This is a genomic window from Nocardia sp. NPDC057668, from assembly GCF_042799795.1.
Classification (GTDB): Bacteria; Actinomycetota; Actinomycetes; order Mycobacteriales; family Mycobacteriaceae; genus Nocardia.
The window spans coordinates 1-21,678 of record NZ_JBHVIC010000009.1; the positions used below are offsets into that span (position 1 = coordinate 1).

The 21,678-nt window shown below is 69.2% G+C and carries 20 protein-coding genes; 11 read left to right on the top strand and 9 right to left on the bottom strand.

Features of this window, described 5'->3' with window-relative positions; genetic code table 11:
* Positions 1–313: 313 nt before the first annotated feature.
* The 7 genes from ACFVBH_RS38085 to ACFVBH_RS38115 form a co-directional block, all read right to left on the bottom strand.
* Entirely contained in the window at positions 314–910 is a 597-nt protein-coding gene (locus ACFVBH_RS38085; protein ID WP_379010468.1) for a hypothetical protein, read from the bottom strand.
* Between the two features lie 57 nt (positions 911–967).
* Positions 968–1,954, bottom strand: a complete 987-nt coding sequence (locus tag ACFVBH_RS38090; RefSeq protein WP_379010473.1) for an AAA family ATPase — start codon at positions 1,952–1,954, stop codon at positions 968–970.
* Positions 1,951–5,202 (bottom strand): AMP-binding protein, encoded by a 3,252-nt coding sequence (locus tag ACFVBH_RS38095; RefSeq protein ID WP_379010479.1) that lies wholly within the window; start codon positions 5,200–5,202, stop codon positions 1,951–1,953. Before ACFVBH_RS38095 ends, ACFVBH_RS38090 begins: the two co-directional genes overlap by 4 nt.
* 73 nt (positions 5,203–5,275) lie before the next feature.
* Positions 5,276–6,136, bottom strand: a complete 861-nt coding sequence (locus tag ACFVBH_RS38100) for a phytanoyl-CoA dioxygenase family protein (RefSeq protein ID WP_379010484.1) — start codon at positions 6,134–6,136, stop codon at positions 5,276–5,278.
* Entirely contained in the window at positions 6,136–6,882 is a 747-nt protein-coding gene (locus ACFVBH_RS38105; protein WP_379010508.1) for a class I SAM-dependent methyltransferase, read from the bottom strand. The genes ACFVBH_RS38100 and ACFVBH_RS38105 overlap by 1 nt, the downstream gene beginning before the upstream one ends.
* Positions 6,879–8,741: an asparagine synthase (glutamine-hydrolyzing) gene (gene asnB / locus ACFVBH_RS38110; RefSeq protein WP_379010548.1), complete on the bottom strand. Its 1,863-nt coding sequence runs from the start codon at positions 8,739–8,741 to the stop codon at positions 6,879–6,881. Before asnB ends, ACFVBH_RS38105 begins: the two co-directional genes overlap by 4 nt.
* Positions 8,742–8,749: 8 nt before the next feature.
* Positions 8,750–9,646, bottom strand: coding sequence for a zinc-binding dehydrogenase (locus tag ACFVBH_RS38115; RefSeq protein WP_379010556.1), 897 nt, complete (start codon positions 9,644–9,646; stop codon positions 8,750–8,752).
* Between the two features lie 297 nt (positions 9,647–9,943).
* Here ACFVBH_RS38115 and ACFVBH_RS38120 point away from each other — a divergent pair, with 297 nt between their 5' ends.
* The 5 genes from ACFVBH_RS38120 to ACFVBH_RS38140 all read left to right on the top strand — a co-directional run bounded on the left by ACFVBH_RS38120 (position 9,944) and on the right by ACFVBH_RS38140 (position 15,556).
* A complete protein-coding gene (locus ACFVBH_RS38120; RefSeq protein ID WP_379010558.1) occupies positions 9,944–10,741 on the top strand; it encodes a hypothetical protein in 798 nt (265 codons plus the stop codon).
* A gap of 70 nt (positions 10,742–10,811) precedes the next feature.
* Entirely contained in the window at positions 10,812–11,612 is an 801-nt protein-coding gene (locus ACFVBH_RS38125) for a hypothetical protein (protein ID WP_379010563.1), read from the top strand.
* Positions 11,609–12,694, top strand: coding sequence for a hypothetical protein (locus tag ACFVBH_RS38130; RefSeq protein WP_354985023.1), 1,086 nt, complete (start codon positions 11,609–11,611; stop codon positions 12,692–12,694). Before ACFVBH_RS38125 ends, ACFVBH_RS38130 begins: the two co-directional genes overlap by 4 nt.
* A 61-nt stretch (positions 12,695–12,755) precedes the next feature.
* Positions 12,756–14,240, top strand: a complete 1,485-nt coding sequence (locus ACFVBH_RS38135; RefSeq protein WP_379010577.1) for a hypothetical protein — start codon at positions 12,756–12,758, stop codon at positions 14,238–14,240.
* The gene (locus tag ACFVBH_RS38140) at positions 14,237–15,556 is read left to right on the top strand and encodes an AAA family ATPase (protein WP_354985021.1); all 1,320 of its coding nucleotides are present in this window, start codon (positions 14,237–14,239) and stop codon (positions 15,554–15,556) included. Before ACFVBH_RS38135 ends, ACFVBH_RS38140 begins: the two co-directional genes overlap by 4 nt.
* A 77-nt stretch (positions 15,557–15,633) precedes the next feature.
* On the opposite strand, the gene ACFVBH_RS38145 is transcribed toward ACFVBH_RS38140, so the two are convergent.
* The gene (locus ACFVBH_RS38145; RefSeq protein ID WP_379010590.1) at positions 15,634–16,101 is read right to left on the bottom strand and encodes an SUKH-3 domain-containing protein; all 468 of its coding nucleotides are present in this window, start codon (positions 16,099–16,101) and stop codon (positions 15,634–15,636) included.
* Positions 16,102–16,552: 451 nt separating this feature from the next.
* Here ACFVBH_RS38145 and ACFVBH_RS38150 point away from each other — a divergent pair, with 451 nt between their 5' ends.
* From ACFVBH_RS38150 to ACFVBH_RS38175, 6 genes are all read left to right on the top strand, one after another.
* Complete coding sequence (locus ACFVBH_RS38150) at positions 16,553–17,284, top strand: response regulator transcription factor (protein ID WP_354985019.1); 732 nt, start codon at positions 16,553–16,555, stop codon at positions 17,282–17,284.
* A complete protein-coding gene (locus ACFVBH_RS38155; RefSeq protein ID WP_379010604.1) occupies positions 17,281–18,054 on the top strand; it encodes a sensor histidine kinase in 774 nt (257 codons plus the stop codon). Before ACFVBH_RS38150 ends, ACFVBH_RS38155 begins: the two co-directional genes overlap by 4 nt.
* A 71-nt stretch (positions 18,055–18,125) precedes the next feature.
* Entirely contained in the window at positions 18,126–18,695 is a 570-nt protein-coding gene (ectA, locus tag ACFVBH_RS38160) for a diaminobutyrate acetyltransferase (protein ID WP_379010615.1), read from the top strand.
* On the top strand, positions 18,692–19,960 hold the full coding sequence (gene ectB, locus ACFVBH_RS38165; protein ID WP_379010623.1) for a diaminobutyrate--2-oxoglutarate transaminase: 1,269 nt from the start codon (positions 18,692–18,694) through the stop codon (positions 19,958–19,960). The genes ectA and ectB overlap by 4 nt, the downstream gene beginning before the upstream one ends.
* Before the next feature lies 1 nt (position 19,961).
* Positions 19,962–20,357 (top strand): ectoine synthase, encoded by a 396-nt coding sequence (locus ACFVBH_RS38170; protein WP_354985015.1) that lies wholly within the window; start codon positions 19,962–19,964, stop codon positions 20,355–20,357.
* A gap of 82 nt (positions 20,358–20,439) precedes the next feature.
* Complete coding sequence (locus tag ACFVBH_RS38175) at positions 20,440–20,613, top strand: CsbD family protein (protein ID WP_379010632.1); 174 nt, start codon at positions 20,440–20,442, stop codon at positions 20,611–20,613.
* 16 nt (positions 20,614–20,629) lie between these two features.
* Here ACFVBH_RS38175 and ACFVBH_RS38180 read toward each other — a convergent pair whose 3' ends face one another.
* The gene (locus tag ACFVBH_RS38180; protein WP_354985041.1) at positions 20,630–21,463 is read right to left on the bottom strand and encodes an AAA family ATPase; all 834 of its coding nucleotides are present in this window, start codon (positions 21,461–21,463) and stop codon (positions 20,630–20,632) included.
* Between the last annotated feature and the right edge of the window lie 215 nt (positions 21,464–21,678).

A 21,678-nucleotide genomic window follows, 5' to 3' on the forward strand; every position in this document is an offset into this window, starting at 1 on the left:
AATTATTGGCACTGACATTCATCGACACACTATTGAGTTCTCAAAGAACACACGCACACGGAACTTCGCGGGCTCTTTGTCCCGGTCGGTCTCCGCGGCTGCCTTCAAAGCTTAGCTCAGCGATTCCAGCGAACCAAATCTGCTGATCTTGTGAGCTAAAGGGTTGGCCAGGCGCTCCTCGTACAACCTCGTTTTCCCTCGAACCACGCTCAGCCTCTCGGCTCAGCGTCTCGGCTCCGGGTCGGTGTCCGTGTCGCTCTGACTTGAAGAAAGTTACGCGGGGTCGCGGTGCAAAGTCAAATCGGCTCTCCCATCAGGGGTTTTGCGGAGCATGCCCGCCGGCTTCCGCCGCGCGGATCGCGTCGAGCTCCGCGAGCAGGTCCCGGACGAGCGCCGGATTGTTGTTGCGCGCATAGGGAGACTGCCCCCTACTCATGAGTCCGGCGTTCAGACTGGCGGCGAGATCCTCGAAGTCGTTTCCCGCCAGCAGGGTCTGGAAGTCGACGTCGTCGTCGAGCAGGGTGGCCAGGTCGATCCGCCAGCACCAGACGCGGGCGCTGCGATAGTCCGGACGCGAGGTCTGCACCCCCTCTGACTCCAGATTCAGCTGTTCGTCGGTCCAGCCGGCGGGGACGTCGAGGTTCACGGTGAGTTCGACCGCGATGCCGGCTGCTTCCCGGAACTCGGTGACGTAGAGCGTTTCCAGGCCACCGACGTTCAGCGTGAGCAAACGTCGGCGACCCTGCGCTCGCGCGGTGGCGGGTAGCGCGGTGACGTTCCAGAACTCGGGCTGCGTGGTGGCCGGATTGACGATGGTGTCGCCGATGTAGGCGGCGACCAGGCTGCGGATGGCGGGGTACGCGTCGTGCTGTTCGAGCTCGGCGAACCGCTGCTCTTCCCGGGTGGTCACGGCGCTATTGATACCCGAGTTCGGACGGGCGCGAAGCGGGTTCGCGGCGGAAATCGATTATGGCACTGGGCAGTTGGTTTGCTGTAGCAGTGCGCGCACGTGGCCGACGGCCTGTTCGGTGCGCGCGGTCCAGTCCCCGCGCAGGGGAACGGCGGTGCGGCCGGCGCGGGTCAGCGCCGTCCGGCAGCGGTCCAGAAAGACCTCGCTCTCCCCGGGGAGATAGCGAACCTGGTCGGCGACCCACGGCACATCCGGTTCGGTGAGCAGGGTCAGGTCATAGGTGCGGCCGGCGGCCGCGGCGGTGACCTCGGGCGGGCAGGCGCCGAGCAGCGATTCCGCCCACACCGTGGTCAACAGGGGTTCGGTGTCACAGAACAGCACGCGATCGGCGTTGCGGGCCAGGGCCTCCTCCGACGCGATCTGACCGTGGACGAGGTTCGGCCAGTTCAGGTCGTCGAGACTGCCGTTCCGGTGTTCCAGCACGGTGCGCGCCCATTCGGGGACCCACACGGTGCCGAAGGTATCCGCGAGGGTGCGAGCCAGGGTGGTCTTGCCGGTGGACTCGGGGCCGATGATGCTGACCCGGCGCACGAAATGCGGCCGGACGCAGCGGGGGATGAACTCCCAGTGCCGGATCGGATCGGTGCGAATGGCGGTGCCGCTGACCGGGATCGTCGCGCGGGGCAGGTCGACGGGCACGAACTCCGCGCCGAGCACCTCGGCGAGCTTCGCGCCGTAGGGCTCGGAGGCGAAGACCAGATCGGGCCGTTCGGGCAGGATGCGCTCGAGGCTGGTCTGCCAGATACTCCAGAAGTCCGGGTGTTCGGAGGGGTCCTGCGGGTTCTCGTCGGTCAGGTGCACGACGGTGTCGGCGGGGAACAGCTCGCGCATCCAGCGGTGGCGCAGCTCGCCCGGGATGGGTTCGGCGGCGAGGGTGCCGACGACGATGGTGAGGTCGTCCACCCAGTTCTTCGCGAACTCGCAGAGGTAGAGATGTCCCGCGTGCGGTGGCATGAATTTGCCGAGCACCATGCCCCGTGTCATGCGGACCACTGTGCCGTGCCGGTGGAGCGCAGGGCGAATTCGACGTAGCGGGCCAGTAATTCGGGGGTCGGGGGCGCGATGGTCCTGCCGAGGGTGGCGTGCAGCAGGTCGCCGGGGAAGCGGCGAGCGGTGTTGAGGAACAGGTCGGCGTCGCGGTGTTCGTCGGTGCCGGTCAGGCGGTAGGAGGCGGTGACCATGGCCAGTGCGTCGGCGCGGGTGAGGTGCCGCCGGGTTCGTGCGGCGAACTCCGCCTGGGAGACCGTGCGGATCGTCGCTCGCGTGCCGAGTGCGTCGCGTAGATCACGCAGGGATGCGCCCGTCTCGCTCGCCACATGGACGGTCGGCGGGCAGGGGCTCGTCGCGAGTTCGGCGATGGCGGTGGCTGCGTGATCGACGGGAGTGATGTTCACCCGCAGCAGGTCCCGGTCCACCTCGGGCAGGCAGCCGAGGGTGGACACCGCGCGCAGGAAGGTCGTGAGCGGGCAGTTGGCCGGCCCCTCCCCCGTGGCGGAATCACCGGTGAGCAGGCCGGGACGGATGACGGAGAGCCGCGGGACCGAGGCGCGCAGCATGGTTTCGGCGGCCCACTTCGTCTGCGGGTAGGAGCCGAAGAGCCGCGTCGACGGCGTGAGGCGGGTTCGCTCGTCCAGGGTTTCGGCGTCCAGGTCCGTCGCGGCCAGAACCGCCAGCGACGAGAGGTGGAAGACCTTCGCCCCGGACGCCCCTGCGAAGCGAGCGATTTCGGCGGCGCCGCGGATGTTCACGGCCGCCATGTCGGTGAAGGGCAGGCTCAGGCTCAAAGCGGCCGCGCCGTGGATGATTCCGCCGATATCGGAGCTCAGGGAGCGCCAGAGGTCGGGCGACAGGCCGAGATCGGGTGATGCGACGTCGCCCGCGTGCACCGCAACTCGGGGATGCCCGGCGAGTGGGCCCAGGCGATGTCGCGCGTGCTCGGGGTCTCGCGCACGGACGAGGCAGTGGACCGTTCCGGTGGTGCGGCGCAGCAGTTCCGGGACGAGATGGCGGCCGAGGAATCCGGTGGCGCCGGTGATCAGCCAGTCCCCCGCGGGCACGGCGGACGCTGCTTCGGAGCGTGCTTTCGGCGTGTGGGCAGGCCGGAGCGCCGACCCCATCGACCCGGTAACCGACCGGGTGACAACCTGATTCATGTCGGCGACCGTGCGATGTGCGAGACGGGGTGCGGCCGCGATGCGGGCGGGGGTGCGATCGGTCAGTACCGCGGCGGGCAGGAGCGCGACGCCGCGCAGGCGGGCCTCGGTGACCACGATCAGCGCCGCGAGGGAATCGCCGCCGAGTTCGCGGAAATCGTCGTCCGGGGCGACATCCGCAAGGCCCAGTGCCGCTTCGAAGGCCCGGCAGATCAGCTCGGTGCGGCGGTTGAGCAGGACACGTCGCGGGTCCGGACTCGTTCGAGCCCGCTGAGATTCGGGTCTGCTCGAGGGCGGGCGTTCGCCGGCGTCCGGGCGATCGGGAGGTGCGATCGTGTGGAAGCCGGCGGCCAGTGCGTGGTGATCGACCTTGCCGGTGCGGTTTCGCGACAGTGCCTCGACGAGGGTGATGCGGGGCAGCATCCACGTGGGCAGCGATCGAGCGAGGTGGTCGTGGATCACCCCCGGAGTCAGGGCGTCGTCGTCGGCCCGGACGTGCGCGATGAGGGTCGTCGGCGAATCCGTCACCGTCACCGCCGCTTCGGTGATGCCGGGAACATCGCGGAGGCGGGCCTCTATCTCCTCCGGGCACACGAGCCGGCCGTTGATCTTGACCTGGCGGTCCTTGCGGCCGAGGAACTCCCAGTCGCCGTTCGGGTGGTGGCGGACGAGATCGCCCGTGCGGTACCAGCGTCGGCCCGCGCGGGTGATGAAGCGCTCGCGGTCGAGTTCGGGGCGGTCGATGTAGCCCAGGGCCAGGGCGGGGCCGCCGATGAGGAGTTCGCCGTCGTGGAGGGCGTATTCGACATGCGGGAGCGGGGATCCGATGAGGGGGCGGGACCAGTCCGGGCCGCACCGGCTCATGCTCGTGCAGATGGTGGCTTCGGTCGGGCCGTAGACGTTGATGAGGCGGACCCGGGCGGCCCAAGCCCGGACGACTCCGGGGGCGCAGACCTCGCCGCCGATCACGATGGTGCGCAGAGTGTTCGGGACAGAGTCGGGGTCGGCGTGCGCGAGCAGAGATGGGGGCAGGTCGGCGTGGGTGATGCCGTGGGCGCGCACGAGTTCCGCGAGAGTCGTCGAGGTGGCGGGTTCGCTCGGGATGACCAGGGTGGCTCCGGCGAGCAGGGCGGTGCCGATGTCGGAGATCGACGCGTCGAACGCGGTGGAGAGGGTGAACAGTGCGCGCATGCCCGGAACCAGTGCGAACAGGTCGATTTGGGCGGTGAGCATGGGGACCAGACCGGTGTGGGAGACGCGGACGCCTTTGGGGCGACCGGTCGAGCCGGAGGTGTAGATGACGTAGGCCAGGTTGTCGCCGGCGGCCGCCAAGGGCGGGAGGTCGGCCGTCGAACGCGAGATCCGCAGCGGGATATGCGGTTCGACCTGCGGTTTCACCCCGCGCGCCGCAGCCGACCCGAGCCCGGCGCCACCCGCCTCGGCGCACAGTGACTCGTCACCGCCTACCCCGGTGAACCGCCGGCCACCGGCCCCGAACCGCTGCCCGCCGCCTTCAGCCTCCGCCGGCGGCTGCGAGTCACCGTGTGCCGCCGCGAACCACCGGCCGCCGGCCTCCTCCCCGTGCAGCCGCTCACCATCCGATTCAGCGGACAACGAGGCTGCATCGCGTGACCGGGACGGTCGCCGATCGACGCTGGATCCGGTGCCGCGGAGGCGGTCCCCCTCGGACGACACGAGTACCCGTGCACAAGATTCGGTGAGTATCGCCGCTTCGCGGGTCCGGGGTATGCCCGGCTCGATGGGGAGGAACGCGGCGCGGACCTTCCATGCGGCGAGCATCGCCGCGATATGCCATGCGCTGCGGCCGATTCGGAGGGCGACCACATCGCCCGCACGGACACCGGCTTCGGTGAGACGGGCCGCCAGTTGTTCGGCGTTGCCGACGAGGTCGGCGTACGTCCAGACCTCCTCGTGGGCGTCTATCGCTACCGCCGCCGGGTTGCGCCGCGTGACTTCGGCCAAACGGTCGAGGAAATTCACGGCCGGCAGCCCATCGGGATTGTGGGCATTGGCCATCGACCCGACGCGGTATTCGAGGCAGGGGTCGTCAGAGGTCATCACCTGCTCACCGCGAACCAGGTCGAGACCCCGAGGGGGTGACGGCGTGCCCGGACGCCGACGGTGCGCGTATTCATTCGACCGCCGCAACAGCGTCCAGCTCACCGGGCTGGATGTAGTCCGGGACGGCCGAGCCGCGGGAGCGGTTGTCCACGTCGGGGGCGGAGTGGCCGGCGGCATGGTCGGCGAGGTGGACCAGGCGGGCGTCCAGGCTGAAGCGGGACAGGCCCTGTTGGGGCAGGGTTCGGTGGAAGTGGCTGCCGGAGAACAGGAGTACCTCCCCGGCGCGGCAGGAGAAGCCGGTCTCGGGGCCGAAGTCGGGGGCACCGGTCACCTGCGGGTAGCGGGCCTTCAGGGACGCGTCGCGGTCCTGCCAGCCGATCTTGAGGCTCCAGCCCCGGGAAACCCAGTCGTCGTAGTCGAAGATCTCCGAATCGTTCGGGACGGGCCGGGCGAAGCGCTCGGGGTAGAAGACGAAGGTCTCGGACGGGGTCAGGTCGTCCAGGGCCGTCCAGATGGTGACTACCGAGCCGGGGTGGCCGTACCAGGTGTCGCGGTGCGGGTAGTACACCGGTGCGGCGCGCGGATTGTGCTGGGCGCCATGCAGGATCGCGCGCAGGCGGGCCGGGTCGAAGGCCGTCCGGTCGGGGGCGAAGCCGACGGCCGCCGCGGTGTCGCGCAGCAGGCGCTGGGCGGCGGGTTCGGTGTAGACGTGTTTGCGCACGCGGCCGATGCGGTCGAAGAGCTCGGCGTCGTCGTAGCGCTCGTGAGCGGTACGCGGATCGGGACCGAGTTCGGATTCCAGACTCGTGCGGGCGTAATCGACCAGTCGCAGCGAGCTTTCGGTGGCCGGAAGCAGAAATACGGTGCCGGAGTACAGCGCTCGGCGCAGGTCGGCGTCGCTGTCGGGGCGGGTGCGCTGGGGCAGGGTCATCACGGTCTCCTGGCGAGTGCGATCAGACGCGGGCTATCGAGGGTGAGGGCGGCGCCGGTGAGGTCGCCGAGCAGGTCGATGTCGGTGAAGCCGGCGGTGGCGAGCATCGCGGCGACGGCGTCGGGCAGGTAGAGGCGCACCGAGCTGCGGTGGCGGGTTTCGAGGTGGCCGTCGACGAAATACGTCCAGTCCTTGAGCATTCGGCCGGACGGGAGGTCGATGGTGGTTTCGCGGAGCAGCAGCACGCGGCCGCGCGGGGTCTCGCGGTGCAGGACGTTGTCGCGCTGGAAACCGCGCAGGACGCCGGAGAGGTTCATGGTGTCCAGGGCGAATCGGCCGCCGGGGCACAGGGATTCGAAGGCGCGGTCGAGCATGCGCTGGTTGTCGGCGTCGGTGCCGTAGCCGAAGCTGGTCCACCAGTTGAAGACCGCGTCTACCGGTTCGGGCGGGACGAAATCGCAGGCGTTGGCGGCGGCGAATTCGGCTGTCACACCGGCGTTCTCCGCGTCCCACCGGGCGCGCTCGATGTACCCGGCGGCCTGGTCGACGCCGAGCGCCCGCAGGCCGCGGGCGGCCAGCGGAATGGTGAGACTGCCGATGCCGCAGCACTGGTCGTAGACGCTGTCGCCCGGGCGGAGATCCAGCCGGTCGAGTAGAAAGTCGAGGGTCGGTTCGACCGTGCCCGCCTCGCGCTCGAGGAGCTGGTCGGCCAGCAGGTCGTCGTAGAGGTCGGCCCACCAGGTCATGCGGTCATCCCCAATCCGGTGTGCAGGATGCCGACCGAGGTGAGGAACAGGATCACGGGGTCGAGCAGCTTGCGGTAGGCGATATCCGTTACTTCCCAGCGCTTCAGCAGGTCATCGATGCGGGCGGCGTCGAAGAAGCCGAGTGCACGCACGCTCGGATCGGTGAGGACCGCGCGGGCAAGCTCGCGCATGTGCGGGCCGATCGGCGGGCCGAGGAAGGGGTGTTTCTCGCGGGTCACGACGTCGGCGGGGAGCAGGTCGCGCACGGCTTCGCGCAGGATCCACTTCTCGACGCCGTCGCGGATCTTGAACGAAGTGGGCAGGGCGAGAGCGTGTTCGACGAGCGCGGTGTCCAGGAAAGGGAGACGGCCTTCGACGCCGTTGGCCATTTCGAGGCCGTCGCCGAGAGCGCGCAGGATGTAACCCTCCAGCGCGAGCTTCGTCCACAGGTACGAGGACTGTTCGACGGGGCCGCGACCGGTGAGGCGGGCCCGGATGTCGAAGTCCGCGAGGACGGTTCGGCCGATGTCGTGATCGGCGAAGCGCGCGGACCATTCCGGGTGCAGCAGGTCTCGAACCCGTCGGCCGAAGGAGGCTTTGGCGGCGAGCCAGGTGGGGACGAAACCGAGTTCCCGCCGGACGTGGTCGAGCGGCAGACCGTCGCCGTCGGGCAGCATCAGTCCGGCCGAGGCGGTGTTCGTGGCGGTCAGACCGCCGAGCGAACCGCGCAGGTCGGCGCGCAGATGCGGGTAGCCGAAGAGGATCTCGTCCGCGCCCTCGCCGGTGAAGGCGACCTTGAAGCCGGCGTCACGGACGGCGGCGTGCAGCCGGAGTTTCGCTGCCGCATGGGTGTTCACGCAGGTCGACTCGGCGTGCAGGACGGCGGCGGGGAAGGATTCCGCCAGCTCGCGATCGGTGACGGCGACCGTGTGCAGGCGCGCGCCGAGGTGGTTCGCCGTGGCGGCGGCGAGCGGGTGCTCGTCGTAACCGGCGGCGTCGGCGAACGAAAGGGTGAACGCGTCCTGCGGGCCGCGGTGGCGGGTCGCCGCGGCGAGCACCGCGCTGGAGTCCAGGCCGCCGGAGAGTTGGAAGGCCACGGGAACATCGGCATCGAGGCGTTCGGTGACGGCGGTGGTGAGGTGGGAGCGGAATTCCCGGGTGGCCGTGGCGGGGTCGGCGATCGGCGCGGGGTCGACCGGGTAGTCCAGGTCCCAGTACTGGCGGATGTCGATCTCACCGTCGCGCACCGTCAGCCAGTGCCCTGCGGGGAGCACGTGCGCGCCCGCGACGAGGGTCTCGCCGGGCGGGGCATACTGCAATCCGGTGCTCTGCCAGAGGGAGTCGTGATTCCAGGCGGTGGGCAGACCCAGCGCCGACAGTCCCGCGATCCTGGAGGCCAGGAACACGGCGTCCGCGTGCCGGGCCCACACCAGCGGCTTGATGCCGAAGCGGTCGCGGGCCGCGAACAGCGTCCGCCGCCGGGCATCCCACACGATGAGAGCGAATTCGCCGTGCAGGCGTGGCAGCATCGCCGGGCCCCACTCCCGCCAGGCGTGCAGAACCAGCTCGCTGTCACCGCGCGTGGTGAATTCATATCCGCGAGAGCGCAACTCCGATCGCAGCTCCGCGGAGTGGTACAGCTCGCCGTTCACGACCGCGACGCACCGATCATCAGCGCTCCGGATCGGCTGCGCTCCCCCGGCCACATCGCGCACCGCGAGCCGGGTGTGGCCGAGCGCCACCCGGCGGTCCGGCGCGATCCAGCGACCGCTGCCGTCGGGCCCGCGATGCGCGAGGGCCCGCAGCGCCGATTCCAAGGCCTGGGCGTCGATGCCGTTGTCGCGGACGACCGCGACCACCCCGCACATCAGCGAGCCCCCGCCGGGTCGAGGAACACCTTGGGTCCCAGCGGATCCCGCTCGGCGGCGGCCAGCGCGTCGGCGAATCGGCGCAGCGGATAGGTCTCGCCGAGGAGATCGTCGATCGCCAACTCCCCCGCCAGTCGGACAGCCTCGGCGGCCGGACCGTACGAGACCGCCGCCAGCACAAGGTCTTTGCGGACTGCGGCCGCCACGTCCAGGGCGATCGGGGCGGCGGGCCGGCTCTTGAGCACCACGACGCCGCCCGGGCGAGCCAGCGCGACCGCCCGGGCCAGTGCGTCTCCGGTTCCGGCGGACTCGATCACGAAGTCGTAGTCGCCCTTGGCATCCACCTCGTCATCGACGCACCCGAACCCGTGCGCGCGCAACACCCGGCCGCTGAGTTCGGCGATGCGTCCCGCACCCAGGACGACGCCGCGCTGGTCCGGTCGAATCGGGGCGCGCAACACCGCGGTCGTAGCGGCGATCGGTTCGACGCAGGCCGCCCGCCGCAGGGGCAGCGACTCCGGCACCGGCCACAGATTCGCCTCCGGCACCACCGTCTGTTCGGCGAAGGCACCGTCGAGATCGACCCCGAGCATGCGCGACTCACCGCACCGCCGCGCGGCCGATTCGCAGTCGGCACAGGCGATCAGCGGAGTAGCGACCGCGACCCGCGCACCCGGACGGTAGTCCCCCTCGGGATCGGCTTCGACGACCTCCCCGACCATCTCGTGCCCCAGCACCCGCGGGCCGCCCAGCGGCAACCGCCCGGTCGCCGCGTACACATCGGTCCGGCAGATCGCCGCCGCCAGCACCCGCAACCGCACCCACCCCGGCCGCCGTACCGGCACCGGCACTTCCCGCAGCGCCGCAACCCCGCCCGCGCCGACAACAGCCGACATCAACTCCGCCCCCGCCAATGACCCGCATCCTCTCCGAAGGGCGCGAGCCTAACAGCCCGCGCCGGGCGGTGCCGATCGGATTTCCAGGCGCTCGAAGAACCGGCGACGAACGCGCCGAGGGGGTCCGTCCTCGATAGCGCCTGCCGGATGTCAACGGGGGCTTGATGATTGCTTCAGGCTTTGGCAGGACACGGTTCCGGAGAGTCGGTAGCGTCGGGGGCTATCTCACCGTAACCAACAGGGGGGCTTGATGTTTCGCAAGGCTAGCGAATCGGTGGCGGCGGGCGGGGTGCGGGTATGAGCGTGGTGTGGGATGTCGCGCGGCCGGTCGGTGCGCTGGCGTGGTGGGTGTTGCAGGTGGCCGGGGTGTGGGTGCTCGCGGTGCTGGGTGCGGTTCTGGTGTTGCGGCGCGCGGGGGTGGCGTGGACGCCGTTCGCCGCCGCGCGCGCGGGGATCACCGCGGTACTGCTCGGCTGGCTGGCGCTGCGATACGGGGACGGCGGAAACGGTGACTGGTTCGACGTGGTGGGCACCAAGTACTACGCGCTGACCTTCACCGGGCTGGTGCTGGTGGCGGCGCTGTCGGTGGTCTTCGTCGCCACCGCGCCGGACGGTGTGCACGCGGATCGCGTGGAGCGACTGTTCGTGGTGCGCGGGCGCGATGGCGTGGAGCGACTGGGGCCCCTGAGCACGGCGATCGGGCTGGGGCTCATCGCGAGCATCATCGCCTGGGTGCTGACGACCTTCGACGATCGGTACGCGTCGTCGCTGACGGTCGCGATCGGCATGATTCTCATGATTCTTCCGGCGGTCGCGTTCTTCGTGCTGATTCCGGTGAGCGTGTCGGGGACGGTGTTCAACGCCGGCCACACGAATCCGGCGATGCCCGCGGTCGCGGCCCCGTTCATGGTGATCGCCGGGGTGGTGGCCGAAACCTTCACGGGCGGCGTGAGCGCCGCACCCGACGGGCTTCGCACACCGGTGTCGGTGTTCGGGGTCCTGGCCATTACCGCGCTGAGTGCGGCGGAGTTGCGGTGGGTGTACCGACACCGCTCGGGTTTTCTTCGGGCCGCGGCCTCACAGGCCCGGGGATGAAGTTCCGGCAATTCGGGCAATTACTGGAAAATACTGGTGCATACTGGAAGTGGTGGCTACCGTGTGCGGTATGACCGTGTCGCCTGATGCCCTGGAAGCCAGGATTTCCGAATTACGAGCTTCGGTGCGGCGGGCCATCGCGGGTGGGGATCGCACGGCGGCGCGAAAGCTGCGGGCCGAGTTGCGCGGGGTGGAAACCGAATGGGAGACAGCCGTTCTCGGCGAGGGTTCGGGAGCGGACGAGGAGATCGAGGCCGTGCCGTCCGGCGTGCCGGTGCGCGAGCACGTGCATCAGGCGCTCACGCTGCTGTCGGTGCCGGCCGCACCGCGGCTCATCATGGCGGTGCACGAGGGATTCTTCTCCGGTGAACTCGTCGCCGCCCGATTGACGAGTCTGCGGCGGGACGAGGACAGGTCTTTTCGCACAGCGCCTTTCGCACGGCCCTACTACGTGTGCGCGGCCCTGACGGTCGATCTCCTCGCCCCCGCACGCGGGCTCATGGCGCTGAGCACCTGGCCGCTCGCACAGCGCATGGTCGGCCCCCTCAGCGCCCGGGTCGATCTGCTGACCGCGGTGATTCGCCTGGCAGAGCACGGTTCCAGCCTCGAGGAGGTCGGCTCCGGCGGCCGCCGCGTGGTCCGCCAACTGGCCTCCACCATTCCCGGAATACGCGGGGTGCGAATGGACGCCGGCTTCGATGTGATCGCCGACGCGGCACGCAATGAATTGGCCGTGCACCGGGATTCGGACGAGCGCGCGCGGCGGGCAGCGGCCGAACGTGTCGTAGCCCAGGTGGAAGATCCTGCTGCACAGCTGTTCGGTACACGATTCGGCACGACGAACAATAGATACGGGAGTTCTGCGGGATGACGGAATTGACGGCGCGGCTCGATGAAGTGCGTGGCGCCGCACCCGCCTGTCGGCACAACGCACGCACCATTGCCGCGCTCACCACCAATCCGGGCTGTTCCCGGCGCGCGCTCATGGACGCGGCGGCCGTCGACAAGACGGTGGTGGCACGCGAACTGGGATATCCGGCGCGATTCGGCCAGTCACAGTTCGCGATTACGCGCGGGAATTCCTTCGAGGCGTATGTGAAGGCCAACGGGTGCGCGCAGTTGCTGGCGCTGCTGCGCGAGCGGTTCGGGCTCACCCTGCCGGAGGTCTCCTACGATGATCTGAACACCGTGGGAGACAACGCCGGTAACGCTGTGCGGCACCGGAGAACTCGGCAATTGCTGGCCGAGGTGGTGCGCACCGGCGCGGGCACGCTTTTCGACCATCCGATGCTCGCGCTCGATATCGCCGGGGTGACCGCGTATTTGGAGCCCGACGTGATCGCGGTGCAGATCGACGGCCGCTTCCACGTCGTGGAGATCAAATCCATCGCCGTCATCGACGGCCAGGCCGCACCGGAGCAGGTCGCCGCCGCGGCCCGCCAGTCCGCGGTCTACGTGCTCGCGCTGCGGCAGCTGCTGACGCAGGTCGGCGGCCGGCCCGAACAGGTGTCGCACGAGGTGATCCTGGTGTGCCCCAAGGACTTCTCCAATCAGCCCACCGCGGCCAAGGTCGACATCCGCAAGCAGTTGGCGGTCATCACCCGGCAGCTCTCGCGCCTGACCCGCATCCAGGAACTGGTCGAGGTCTTTCCGCCGGAGCTGACCTTCGCCTCGGGCGATCAGCTGCTGGCGGCGGTGTCGGCGGTGGACGGGCGGTACGCGCCCGAATGCATGTCCAGCTGCGAGCTGGCCTTCTTCTGCCGTGAGGAGGCGCGCGCGCACGGCTCGGTCGATGTGCTCGGCCGCAGCATCTGCGACGAGGTCGGCGGAATCGACTCCATCGCAGTGGCATTGGCCCTGGCCGACGGCGCGGTCACCCCCGCCCCGGAGCAGGCCGACATCGCCGCGCAATTGCGCTTCGCCCAGCTGCTGCGGCAGGAGGCGTTCGCGTGAGCGATCCGGTGCGGGGGCAGCGCGTCACCGTGCGGCGTCCCGGTGCGAGGAGGGGCACAGCGTGAGTGTGCTCACCGCACTCGCTCGTATCGAGGCCACCAGAAGTGGCCGGGCACAACCGATCGCGACGGTCCGGCACTGCCATGTGGCGCGCCGGCCGCTGGTGGTCATTCCGCTGCGCATGGCCGGGGAGGCCGCCGCGCCGCTGGCGGTCATGGTGGGCAGCGGCCCCGAGGACGCGACGGTGCTGATCGTGCCGCAGCCGCGCGACCGGCAGCTGCGGTTTCATTTCACCGCCGAGCTGGCCGACATCGTGCTGCCCTACCTGTCCTCGTTCCTGGCCGACACCGAGACGGTGACGCCGAAATCCGGTGACGCGTGGGAACGTTGCCTGGATTCGCCGCAGCTGTGGGTGCCCAATCAGGGCGGCACCACCTTCCTCAAACTCATGGGCCGGTCGGTGCGATTCCGCCGGGCCGACGGGCCGAACCCGGTGCCGGAGAGCGTGCCGCTGCTGGGCCGCTGGCTGACCTGGTTCGGGGATCGGGCCGAACATCCGGGATCGAGCGCGCTACTGGCCATGACCTCGGTGCTCGGCGGGCACTGGGCCACCGGGCAATCCGGCATGGAGGACGGGAATCTGGCCGCGCAGCTCGGCTGGATCGATCCGCCCGCGGGGTCGACCGGGGCGCAGGCCGCCGCACTCGCCGAGGATCCCATCGAGTCGCCGCCCGCCGGCCCGGCCACCGATCCGGGTTTCGACAACGAGGAACTCGCCCCGCTGCTCACCGCCTACGACACCGCGATCGACGACGACCTGCGGGTGCTGGCCGGCGAGCGCATCCGGCACGCGCTCGAACAGCAGCTGGCCCCGACCTGGCGGCTGATGTGGCGGGCGATCGACCTGCTGCGCGCCATGCCCGCGGGCGCGAGCGTGGCCGCGCGCTGGGACGGGGACCGCAGTCAGTTCAGCCGGTTCCACCGGAACATCCCCGAGAGTCATCCGCAGCCGCGCCGAGACAGCCCGGTCCCGGCGGTCCGACGACTGCTCGCACGCGAACAGGCGCAGCAGGCGCTGGATGTGCAACGGGCGTACGACGATCCGCTGGTGATGGCCGAGTACCGGCTCAGCGGTGACGCCTTCCGCGGCCTGGTCGTGGAGTGCGACCCGACCCGGCTCATCGTGAACGCCTCGGGAAAGAAGCTGCTGCGGCCGGAGATTCGGGTGCACACCACCGATCCCGTCGCCATGGCGATCGGGACCGAGCTGCACGCGGTGGAATCGCGCGGGCAGAAGGGCCGGGTCCTGGGCATCGACGGGGAGATCGTGACCCTGGAACTGTCCGGCGGAATGGGCAACGGGCACACCGCCAAACCCGGTTCGGTGCCGTCGCCCGGCCATCGGCTCACCTTCACCGGCCTGTCCCCCAGCGGATTCCAGCGCCCGCACGAACTCCCCAAGCCCGAGGACACACCCTGGACCCACGGCGGCCCGCCGCCGGAGTGGACCCCGAATCCCGCCGACGCACAGGAAGAATGGTCGTGAAGACCCCCGATCAGGTCATCGAGGCGGTCCTGGCCGACCTCACCGCCGGCACCGAACGCGCGGTCGTGGTGGACTCCCCGCCGGGCGCGGGCAAGTCGACCCTGGTGGTGCGCGCCGCCCGGCATCTGGCCGCCACCGGGCAACCGGTGCGCATCGTCGCCCAGACCAACGAACAGGTCGACGACCTCATCGACCGGCTCGCCCGGGCCGACTCGGCGCTGCTGATCGGGCGCTTCTCGGCCAAGGATTACGCACCCAGCGAACGGGTTTCGGCGCACGCCAACGTGCTGGTCGGCAGTTCGATCGAGGATCTCGAGGATCGCGCGGTGCTGCTGGGCACGGCGGCGAAATGGGCGACCAAGACCGAGGGGTCGTGGGCGTGGACGATCGTCGACGAGGCGTATCAGATGCGGTCGGACATGCTGCTGCGCATCGCCCGCCCGGGTGAACGCGCGCTGTTCGTGGGCGATCCCGGCCAGCTCGACCCGTTCGCCATCATCGACCGGGACCGCTGGGCGGGCCTGTCGTGGGATCCGACGCTGAGCGCGGTGAGCGTGCTGCTGGCGCACAATCCGACGGTGCCGGTGCACCGGCTGCCGGTGTCGTGGCGACTGCCCGCGTCGGCCGCGCCGATCATCTCCCGGGCGTTCTACCCGTTCACAGAATTCGCCGCGGGGACCACCGCGGACCAGCGCAGCCTGGAGTTCACCGCGCGCGGCTTCGGCGGCGGGCCGATGGACGAGGCGCTCGAGGAGGCCGCGCGCTCGGGCTGGGCCTGGTACGAACTGCCCGCGCGGCACACCCTGCGCACCGACAGCGAGGCCATCGAGACCCTCGCCGCGCTCGCGGCCCGCCTGCTACAGCGCGGCGGAATCACGCGCTCGGAGAGCAACTCCGAGCCGCAACCGCTCACCGCCGATCGCATCGCCATCGGCACCGCCCATCGTGATCAGGCCGCCGCCGTGCGCGCGGCGCTAGCGGACACACCCGCGCACGCCATCACCGTCGACACCGCCAATCGCCTGCAGGGCCGCGAATACGACGTCACCCTGGTGCTGCATCCGCTGTCCGGGCGCCGCGACGCCACCGAGTTCCATCTCGAGGCCGGGCGGCTGTGCGTGCTCACCTCCCGGCACCGGCACGCCTGCATCGTGGTGGGGCGTGCCGGAATTCCGGAACTGCTGGACGCCCACCCGTCGACCGAGCCGGTGTATCTCGATGTGGCGGTGAAGTTCCCCGACGGGTGGGAGGCCAACCAGTCGATCCTGGCGCACCTGGCGAATCATCGCGTATCCGCTGCCGCGCAACGCGTCTGAATCACCGGCGGGCAGTCACCGAGTCATCGGCGGCGGCGCGGTATCACCGGAGCCGGTCGCCGCGACGCCACAGCCGGTCACTGTGCCGCGGTGAGCACATCCGGTGTTCGGTGCCTGCGCAGGGCGAGGTCGATGGCCTCGGGGAACGTCTCGCCCAGCAGCCACAGCCCCTGCGCGTCGTCGGAAACCACGCGGCCGTCGTCGAGAATGAGCAGGAAGCCGGTGCCGCTGGCGTTGGCGGCCAGGGGCGACATGCGGTGGCCGACCTGTTCCTGTAGATCCGCGTAGCGTTCGTACATGCCCGACCCGACCTCGATCGGATCGAAGAAGTACGGGTCCGCGCCCCACAGGGCGTCGGTGGTGTCGGCCGGGCGCAGGGCCAGTTTGCCGAAGCTCTCCAGGATCCCCGCCGCTGCGGGCGACATGTAGTAGCCCTCGGCGCGCAATTCCTCGAGCCATTCGGCGATGTCTATCCGGCGTTCCGGTGTCCATCCCGACTCCGCGACAGCCTGTGCCGTCACCGGGCTCGGCCAGTCGATCTCCATGTGTTCGTCACCATCCCATCCCGTGTTGGTCCGCCGTGCGCGGCCGCACACCGCCGGAGCACGGTTCGCCCCGGATGGATGCGCTCGCCGATGCGCTCGTGATCGGCCCCGCCACCGTGCGGCATACCGCCGTTCGATGGCGTCGGCGCTGATCGCCCGCGCATACCGGTGAGGCTATCGGGGAGGACACGCAGGTCGGGCACACGACACACGGACGGGCGCGTCGCGACGTTTCGCGAACCGCGCGGGAGATCTACCTCACTGTCGCCGCCGGCGAACACCCGGCCAATCGTGGCCGTGACCATGGGATCACGCGGTCCGAGCGTGATCGGGCGGCGGCGGCCGAGCGTTTGGCCGAGATCGAGCCGGGGTAGTCGGGACTGTTGTGTGAAATCGAATAGGTACCTGTGTGAGGCAGGGCACGTTTATTCGTGTCCGTGGGGAGTGATTTATGAGCGCGAACTTGATGATCGTCGAAGATGACGACCGAATTAGGGCCGCGCTGCGGTTGGCAATGGAAGACGAGGGCTACGACGTCGCCGACACCGACGCCGCCGAGGACGCGCTGCGCTATTTGGCCGACAATGGCGCTCCCGATTTCATGATCGTCGATCTCATGCTCGGCGGAATGGACGGATTCACCTGTATCCGGGAAATTCGCCGCGACCACGATGTGCCGATCATCGTGGTCAGCGCCCGTGACGACACCCACGATGTGGTGGCCGCGCTCGAGGCCGGCGCCGATGACTTCGTCACCAAACCGTACGAGGTCAAGGAGATCACCGCGCGTATGCGCGCGGTGGCGCGGCGCGCGCGCTTCGCCGAACAGGCGGCCGCCGAGGAGGAGACCGACTCCGGGCTGGGAACCGTTGTGCTCGACGAGGAGTCGGGTGCGCCGCTGGTGCTGGCCACCGAGAGCGGGATCGTGCGCCGCGGCGAGGAAGAGTTGCATCTGACGCTCACCGAGTACCGGCTGCTGTGCGAACTCGCCGAGACGCCCGGGCGGGTATTGAGCAGATCCACACTGCTGGAACGGGTCTGGGATCGCGGCTTCTTCGGCGACGAGCGCATCGTGGACGTCCACATCCGGCGGCTGCGCACCAAGGTCGAGCTCGATCCGTCCGATCCGCAGCTCATCGTGACCGTGCGCGGGCTGGGGTACCGACTTGACGTGCAGCGGTGATCGCTGCCGGTTTCGTTCTCGCCATTGTCCTTTCGCTGGGCGTCGGCGCCGCTGCCGGCGTGTGGGCCTGCCGGCGCAGGCTCGCGCCGCTGCGGCTCAGCGCCGAGCGCGAACGGCGGCTCGTCGGCGATGTCGCGCATGAATTGCGCACTCCTCTCACGACATTGGTCACCAGCGTCGGTGTGCTCGAGCGGTACGAGCAGGATCTGCCCGAGCGCTCCCGGCTGGCCCTGGGGCTGATCAGCGACGAGGTCGAGCACCTGCGCCGGGTGCTGGACGACATGCTGGCGCTCGCACGGGTGGAGGCCGGGGTGCACGCCGCCGACGCCGAGACGCTGCGGGTGGGTGAACTCCTCAGCCATACCCTCGCCGGGCGCAGACATGCACCCGAATTGCTTACCGTGCACCAGGATATGACCGTGCGGGGGCGCAAACTCGAACTCGAGCGCGCCTTCGCCAACCTGCTCGACAACGCCGTGCGGCACGGTGGCGGCATCACCGCGGTGACCGTGCGGCGCATCGGCGACACGGCGGTGATTCTGATCGACGACGCAGGTCCGGGCGTGCCCGTCGGCGATCGCGAACGCATCTTCGAGCGGTTCGCCACCGCGCGCGCGAGCCGGCGCACCGCGACCGGCACCGGGATCGGCCTGGCGCTGGTCAGCGAGACCCTGGCCGCACACGGCGGCAAGGTCGAGTGTGGCGAACGTCCCGGCGGCGGTGCGCGATTCGCGATTCGGCTGCCCATCTGCAAAGACTCCGAGCGGTAAGGCGGTCGTAACATGACGGTAATGATTCCGACCGGTCTATCTTCAAATTGGTCCGTAAAGCTGAAACGGTCATGCAGACCCGATTCAGTCAATTCCCAGTAAACCCAAAGACCACTGCTCTATTCGATGAACCAGAAGGTGGTTCGCACTACGTTCTTCGAAACCCACATGTGGACGACGGGGGCAGTATCTGGAAAATCGCCGTTGATTCCCAGGTGCTGGACGCGAATTCGAGCTACGCCTATCTGATGTGGTGCCGGGACTTCGCCGCCACATCGATCGTGGCCGAAATCGACGGTGAAATAGCCGGATTCGTGATCGGCTACCGACGCCCGCACGACCCCGATGTGCTGTTCGTCTGGCAGGTCGCCGTCGATCCCGCACACCGCGGTCGCGGGCTGGGCGTAGCCATGCTCGACCGGCTGCTGAACATCTGCGCCGCGGACAACATGTCCACCCTGGAGACCACGATCTCCCACGACAACCCGGCTTCCATCGCCATGTTCGGCTCGCTCGCCAAGCGACGCGACTCCGTACTGGTGCACCAGCCGCTGTTCGACAGCAACGACTTTCCCGACCAACACGAGGCCGAGCGCTTGTACCGCATCACTCAGCCCAGGACCCTGGAGGAAATCCGATGACCACCACCGAGATGACGATCTTCGACGATCTCGAGTCGAATGTGCGCGGCTACTGCCGGTCCTGGCCCACCGTGTTCGACACCGCGAGCGGCTCCTGGCTGCACGACGAGGGCGGCCGGGACTACCTGGACTTCTTCGCCGGCGCGGGCTCGCTGAACTACGGGCACAACAACCCGGAGCTCAAGGCGGCGCTGATCGACTACATCGCCCGCGACGGCATCACGCACGGGCTCGACATGTCGACCATCGCCAAGCGGAACCTGCTCGAGACCTTCCAGCGGGTGATCCTCGAGCCGCGCGGACTCGACTACAAGGTGCAGTTCCCCGGGCCGACCGGCGCCAACGCGGTCGAGGCCGCGCTCAAGCTGGCCCGCAAGGTGACCGGGCGCACCGAGATCATCAACTTCACCAACGCCTTCCACGGCATGACCCTGGGCGCGCTCTCGGTGACCGGCAACGCCGGCAAGCGCGCAGGCGCCGGCGTCCCGCTGGTGCACACCACCGCCATGCCCTACGACGGCTACCTCAGCGACACCGACGGCATCGAGTGGATGGAACGGGTCCTGGACGACTCCTCCTCGGGCCAGGACACCCCGGCCGCGGTCATCGTGGAGACGGTGCAGGGCGAGGGCGGGGTGAACGTGGCCCGCATGCACTGGCTGCGCCGACTGGCCGACTTGTGCGCCAAGCGCGGCATTCTGCTCATCGTCGACGACGTGCAGATGGGCTGCGGGCGCACCGGGCCGTTCTTCTCCTTCGAGGCCGCCGGCATCACCCCGGACATCGTCACGCTCTCGAAGTCGATCAGCGGTTACGGCCTGCCGATGGCGCTGGTGCTCATGAAGCGCGAGCACGATCAGTGGTCGCCGGGTGAGCACAACGGCACCTTCCGCGGCAACAACCCGGCCTTCATCACCGCGGCCGCCGCGCTCGAGAAGTACTGGGCCGACGACGCGCTGCAGAAGTCGACGCTGATCAAGGGCGAGCACACGCACCGCCGCCTGAGCGAGCTGACGGTGGGTTACCAGGGCTTGTCCACGCGCGGTAAGGGTTTGGTGCAGGGCCTGGTCTTCGACGACGCGTCGCAGGCGGGCAAGGTGACCCAGCTGGCCTTCGATCGCGGGCTGCTGGTGGAGACCTCGGGCGCGGAGGACGAAGTGGTCAAACTGCTTCCGGCGCTGACCATCACCGGCGCCGAGCTCGATCACGGGCTCGACATCCTGGCCGCCGCCGTGGATGTGATCTGCACCGAGCGGGTGAACTGACATGATCGTGCGCAGTACAGCCGAAATCACCGGCACCGACCGCGATGTCGCGGACGCGGGCTGGCGCAGCAAGCGCATCGTGCTCGGCGGGGACGGGGTGGGGTTCTCCTTCCACGAGACCACCATCGAAGCCGAGACGGTGCACGAGTTCCACTACGCCAATCACGTCGAGGCGGTGTGGCTCGTCGAGGGCGAGGGCACGCTCACCGATCTGGCGACCGGAATCGACTACGAACTCGGGCCCGGTTCGATGTACCTGCTCGACGGCCACGAACCGCACCGGCTGCGCACCCGCACCCGGATGCGCATGATGTGCGTGTTCAATCCGCCGGTCACCGGCAAGGAAGTACACGACGAGAACGGGGTGTACCCGCTCATCGCCGTGCCGACGGCGTAATCGTCGCGGCGAACATCGTTCCCCGGGCGGCGAATCCGCACGAGAGTCGTTTGCCCGCCTGCACCGCGGGAATGTCCGGGGTATGACTTTCGAGAACAACATGGCACGCCGGATGCGCGGCGTGCGCGGTGCGCTGCAGAAGTATCAGGGCCGGGTCTCCGGTGATCGCAGACTGGAGGCCCGGGGACGCCGTGGTCAGGTCCGTTCGGATCTGACCACGGCTTTCTACAAGCTGCGGGAGGCGTTCCGGCGCTGAGCCGCAACGCCTCCGGCTATCTACCCCACGCGAGTTTGATTCGCGTGGTGGCCTGGAAATCCGCGGTCAATTCGCGCAATGCCAGGAATTGCCCGCCCGCGCCGTACTTCTGGCGCAGGCTCCCGAAATCGGCGAACTCCGCGGCCGCCGCGATCTGATTCGATTCGGGAATGCGGGTCGGGAACAACCGTGGCAGCGTGCGGTTCTCGCGCAGCTGATCGAGCACCCGGCGGTGCACCGCGGAGGACGCGCGGTACTTGGTGATCACCACACCCAATTCCTCGATGGGCGCCGACCACTGCCCGGCCAGCTGCCGGATATGGGCCTGCACCGGCGGAATGCCGTACGTGGACATGAAATCCGGGATCGTGGGGATCACGTAGCCGTCGGCGATGCGCAGGCCGTTCTGGGTGATGACGCCGAGATTCGGCGGGCAGTCCACGAGTACGAAGTCGTAGTCGGTCAGCACCCCGCGCAGTGATTCGGCCAGCACCCGGGTCGGATCCATGCCCGCGAGCCGGGCCATGTACCCCTGCAACCCGATCAGCTTCGGCGACGAGGCCAGCAGGTCCACCGAGGCGACCACCTCCAGCGGTGAGACGCCGCGCTGAATGAGCGCGGCGGCGCCGCGCGGACGCGCCCGGTTACAGGCGTCGGTGAAGATCGCGGCCAGTGTGCGGTCGCTCGAATCCAGTTCCGCCGCCGCCGCTTCGCCCATCATCATCGTGGTCAGATTGCGCTGCGGGTCCAGATCGATCAGCAGGACGCGCTTGCCGAACTCGGCGGACAGGATCTCGGCCAGGGCCGCGGTCGTGGTGGTCTTGCCCACCCCGCCCTTGAGATTGAACATGGCGACCACGTAGGGGCGGACACGGCCCGGGACCACGCTGGTCTCCCACACGCGCTGGGTCCGGTCGAAGCGCAGCGCGCGGGTGGATTTGCCCTGCCAGTCCCAGGCGGCCGGCTCGCGGCTCGCGGCGATCGCCGCAGGTTGCGCCCGGTCACCGGGCACCACATCGCCACGCAACTCCACCAACTCGACACCCTTCATCACCCGCGACCGTC

Coding starts and splice junctions, on each gene's coding strand:
- ectA (WP_379010615.1), top strand. CDS start 18,126: ATGCAGACCCGATTCAGTCAATTCCCAGTAAACCCAAAGACCACTGCT.
- ACFVBH_RS38170 (WP_354985015.1), top strand. CDS start 19,962: ATGATCGTGCGCAGTACAGCCGAAATCACCGGCACCGACCGCGATGTC.
- ACFVBH_RS38100 (WP_379010484.1), bottom strand. CDS start 6,136: ATGACCCTGCCCCAGCGCACCCGCCCCGACAGCGACGCCGACCTGCGC.
- ACFVBH_RS38095 (WP_379010479.1), bottom strand. CDS start 5,202: ATGACCTCTGACGACCCCTGCCTCGAATACCGCGTCGGGTCGATGGCC.
- ACFVBH_RS38120 (WP_379010558.1), top strand. CDS start 9,944: ATGAGCGTGGTGTGGGATGTCGCGCGGCCGGTCGGTGCGCTGGCGTGG.
- ACFVBH_RS38180 (WP_354985041.1), bottom strand. CDS start 21,463: ATGTTCAATCTCAAGGGCGGGGTGGGCAAGACCACCACGACCGCGGCC.
- ACFVBH_RS38150 (WP_354985019.1), top strand. CDS start 16,553: ATGAGCGCGAACTTGATGATCGTCGAAGATGACGACCGAATTAGGGCC.
- ACFVBH_RS38145 (WP_379010590.1), bottom strand. CDS start 16,101: ATGGAGATCGACTGGCCGAGCCCGGTGACGGCACAGGCTGTCGCGGAG.
- ACFVBH_RS38105 (WP_379010508.1), bottom strand. CDS start 6,882: ATGACCTGGTGGGCCGACCTCTACGACGACCTGCTGGCCGACCAGCTC.
- ACFVBH_RS38090 (WP_379010473.1), bottom strand. CDS start 1,954: ATGACACGGGGCATGGTGCTCGGCAAATTCATGCCACCGCACGCGGGA.
- ACFVBH_RS38175 (WP_379010632.1), top strand. CDS start 20,440: ATGACTTTCGAGAACAACATGGCACGCCGGATGCGCGGCGTGCGCGGT.
- ACFVBH_RS38125 (WP_379010563.1), top strand. CDS start 10,812: ATGACCGTGTCGCCTGATGCCCTGGAAGCCAGGATTTCCGAATTACGA.
- ectB (WP_379010623.1), top strand. CDS start 18,692: ATGACCACCACCGAGATGACGATCTTCGACGATCTCGAGTCGAATGTG.
- ACFVBH_RS38130 (WP_354985023.1), top strand. CDS start 11,609: ATGACGGAATTGACGGCGCGGCTCGATGAAGTGCGTGGCGCCGCACCC.
- ACFVBH_RS38115 (WP_379010556.1), bottom strand. CDS start 9,646: ATGTCGGCTGTTGTCGGCGCGGGCGGGGTTGCGGCGCTGCGGGAAGTG.